Below are 3,798 nucleotides of genomic sequence, written 5' to 3' on the forward strand. Positions count from 1 at the left end.
CAAGGCAAGCTTGCGATTGAACTCTCCAAAGACTTGGCAGTGAATAGTGTCAACGCAGCAGGAACATTGATCAATAGTAATGGTCTTAGCTTTGTGGATGGTAGTGGCAATGCAATCGCAAATAGCCCAAGTATTAGCAAGAATGGAATCAGTGCAGGCAATCAAAAGATCACCAATGTCGCCAAAGGTGATGTAAATGCGACGTCGACTGATGCCGTGAATGGCAGTCAATTATTTGCAGTTGGAGATGGCGTGAAAAACATCATTGGTGGCACAACCACTTATGATCCAAACACAGGCACATTTATCAATAACAATATCGGGAACACTGGTGAAAGTACCATCCATGATGCGATTAAATCAGTGAATAATACTGTGCAAACGGTGAGCAAAGGTTGGAATTTAACCACCAATGGGCAAAATTCAAGCCAAGTAAAACCAACAGATACGGTTGATTTTGCAAATAAAGATGGAAATATTAAGGTCAATAATAGCGGCAATAATGTCACAGTTGATTTGGCTAAAGACATTAAGGTGGATAGTGTTCAAGCAGGAAATACCACGCTCAATAACAACGGTCTTACCATTAAAGATGGGCCGAGTGTCACCCAAAGTGGAATTGATGCTGGTAATAAAAAAATTACCAACGTTGCAGAGGGTAGCATCGCTAAGAACAGTAAAGATGCTGTGAATGGTAGTCAATTGCATGACATGTTGGGAGATGGTGCATTTGTTGGCGGCGATGGAAATACCATTACCAATATTGGTGGAACAGGTGCGACCAACATCAATGATGCCATTAGCTCAATTAACCAAAAAGCGGGACAGCATTCTACTGTAGTTGCAGGTCAAAATATGACGGTAACAGAAACTGTAAATAGTTCCGGTGGTAAAGAGTTCAAAGTTGCAACGACTGATGATGTCACTTTTAAAACCGTTACTTCGCAAAAAGTAACTGCGGATAATGTAACAGTTGGTGATGTTCAGATTACTAAAGCAGGTATTAATGCTGGCAACAAAGTTATTAGCAATGTTGCAGATGGAGCAGTCAATAGCACGTCGAAAGAGGCGGTGAATGGTTCACAATTGAATACATCGAACCAATACATTACCAAGTCACTTGGTGGCGGTGCGAAGTATGAAAATGGCAAATTTACTGAGCCAACCTACAATGTAAATAATGGATCCTATAACAATGTAGGAGATGCGCTGGGTGCATTGAATCAAGCCAATATTAATATGGGCAATCAAATTAATAACTTGGGTGATCGAATCGAGCAAGTCTTTTATGAAACCAATGGGCGCATTGACAATTTAGAAGAAAAAATGTCTGCGGGTATCGCTGCAAATGCAGCATTAGAACAAGCCCCATATGTAGCTGGTAAAGTCACCTTAGCCGTTGGTGCTGGTTATTATAATAATCAGAATGCTGTAGGGGTGACTCTCAGAAAAACAGCAGATAATGGTCGTTGGTCACTCACCAGTGGTGCTGCACTTGGTAGTCAAGGTGGGGCGTTGGTGCGTGTCGGCGTGAGCACCGTGCTTGATTAAAATAATGAACAAAGGGAGAGCTAGACTCTCCCAACATAAATTTATAAGAATTTGGAGCAAGAAATGAGAAAAAATACATTATTGATGATCAGCGTGTTGGCGATAGGGTTTTCTTCAATCTACGCACAAGCCGATGATATGAAACAGGTTCAGCAGGAGGAAGTCACTTTTCCCAATGTCGATAAAAGCTATCTAAAGCAAGTGAAACGTTATGAATATGACAGCGTTGCACGTTTAGATACGGGTTTAACCAAAGATCAAATTCGTCATCTATTGGGAAATCCACAATTTAGTGAAGGGATTTTTTCTGTTAAAACATGGAATTATGTACTTGATATCCGTATCCCCAAAACACAAAAATATCAACGTTGTCAGCTAAGAGTTGATTTTGATAAACACTATATTGCCGAAAGACTCTCGTGGAAAGGAGAAGCATGTGAGGGTTTGATTGCATGGGGGGAGAATAATCAATTACCTGAGAAACCTGTCGTTGCTCCTGTAGCTGCAACGAAGGCAGCCAGTATCTTCTTTGCTTTTGATCGCTTTGATGAAACCGCGATTGAGACGGGTACGACCTCGATTGCGGATATTGCTCAAAGAATAAAAGCAGAAAGTTCAAATACTCCGATTATTGTCGCAGGTTTTACCGATCCTTTGGGTAAGTTCGCCTACAACTATCGTTTGTCTTCGCAGCGGGCCAATACAGTTGCGAAGTTATTGGTTGCTCATGGTATTGATGGAAATCGTATTCAAATACAGGCCAATAGTAAAACTGATGTATATCAGCAATGTACAGGCGATCAGCATAATCAACAATTGATCGGTTGTCTTGCACCCAATCGACGTGTCAATGTGAGTTGGTAATTATGGGTTTGGTTAAAGCAATTTTCTTGATTTCTGTTTACACACAGAGACACAAAACATAATGATCGTTAAAAACTTTAATGTTCATTTAAGCAAGGGTGGTTAATTTAAAGATACGGACATAAGCCGTAGCAGCAATACACCTTTCGCCACATTTCCAGATGTGGCTTTTTTTTATCTGATTAAATGATTTGGCGTAAATCGCGAGCCGTTTCTTGTAGTAAAGGTAAAATATGGGCAATTAAATAATCTTTGGTGGTACGCATGGTTGGAGACACGATATTTAAGGCAGCAACAACTGCTGCATTGGAATCATATATAGGTACAGCCACAGCATGCACCCCCAATTCATGTTCTTCACAGGAATAGCACCAGTCTTGTTCTTTGATTTCATGCAGTAATTCTAAAAATTGATCAGTTTCGGTATGGGTATATTTGGTTAGACGTTTTAACGGGTATTTTTCTAACCATCGTTTTTGTTGTTCAGGTGTTAAATGTGCCAGCAGAATTTTGCCAGCAGAAGTCGCATGGGCAGGGAGCCGATTGCCTAAATGTAAGCCATAAGGATTGACCCGATCGGTTTGTTGGTGAGCTGCACTACGGGCAATGGTAATTGCTTCATAACCATCTAAGACCATCACCGAATAAATCAACGAGGTTTGATTGGTTAAAAGATTTAATAAGGGCTGACATATTTTTGGAAGTGTGGAACCATCGAGATAAGCCCCTGAAAATTTTAGAATCTTGGGTGATAAATAATAATAATGTCCATCAAAATCTAAATAGCCTAAGTATTCTAAAGTGAGTAAATGGCGTCGTGCAGCCGCGCGGGTCATGCCTGTTTTTTCAGCGGCGGTACTCATATTCAAGCGATGCCGTTCGGGACCGAAGCATTCTAAAATTGCCAAGCCTTTCGCGATTCCTGCAATAAAGTCTTCATGCCGAATGGTCTTTTTATTTTCGTTATGATGAATCAAACGCGGATTCTTTTCCTGATCATTTTCCATAATTTAGACATCCTTGCTAAAACGGGTTCTTTATAAAAACATTCTAAGCGAAAGATGACTATTTTACTTGGATAATGTTCGATGATCGAACATAAAAAATAATCATCGAACAAAATGCACTTCAACGTCTAGAAGTGAGCGCAGAATTTATCAAGAATGAATAGAAGAAATCCGAACAAAGCACTCGACTTAATTTCATCGGTTTTCAGGATGAAAATACGAGTGATGCATCGTACAGGAAGTAGGTAGATGATTGATAAAAGTACGCTCACATTGACTGAGGCACTGTCACAGATCAAGGATGGCGCAACCATCATGATTGGTGGTTTCGGCACCGCAGGACAACCCGCTGAATTGATTGATGGATTGATCGAAC

General features: G+C 40.4%; 4 protein-coding genes. 3 read left to right on the forward strand and 1 reads right to left on the reverse strand.

Going from position 1 to position 3,798, the window contains the following annotated elements; translation table 11 throughout:
- Positions 1-1,551 (forward strand): YadA-like family protein (locus B2727_RS15260; RefSeq protein WP_291349574.1); only part of this gene is annotated, 1,551 nt, incomplete at its 5' end.
- 63 nt (positions 1,552-1,614) lie between these two features.
- Positions 1,615-2,415, forward strand: coding sequence for a trimeric autotransporter adhesin/peptidogylcan-associated protein TpgA (gene tpgA / locus B2727_RS15265; RefSeq protein ID WP_241345614.1), 801 nt, complete (start codon positions 1,615-1,617; stop codon positions 2,413-2,415).
- A gap of 182 nt (positions 2,416-2,597) precedes the next feature.
- Here the strand turns inward: tpgA and pcaU are convergent, their stop codons facing one another.
- The gene (gene pcaU / locus B2727_RS15270; RefSeq protein WP_005204608.1) at positions 2,598-3,422 is read right to left on the reverse strand and encodes an IclR family transcriptional regulator PcaU; all 825 of its coding nucleotides are present in this window, start codon (positions 3,420-3,422) and stop codon (positions 2,598-2,600) included.
- A 249-nt stretch (positions 3,423-3,671) separates the two neighbouring features.
- Between pcaU and B2727_RS15275 the strand changes: the two genes are divergently transcribed.
- Positions 3,672-3,798: CoA-transferase (locus B2727_RS15275; RefSeq protein ID WP_291349578.1), on the forward strand; the 127-nt coding region annotated here is incomplete at its 3' end.

The organism is Acinetobacter sp. UBA991, assembly GCF_002292065.1.
Taxonomy (GTDB): Bacteria; Pseudomonadota; Gammaproteobacteria; order Pseudomonadales; family Moraxellaceae; genus Acinetobacter; species Acinetobacter higginsii.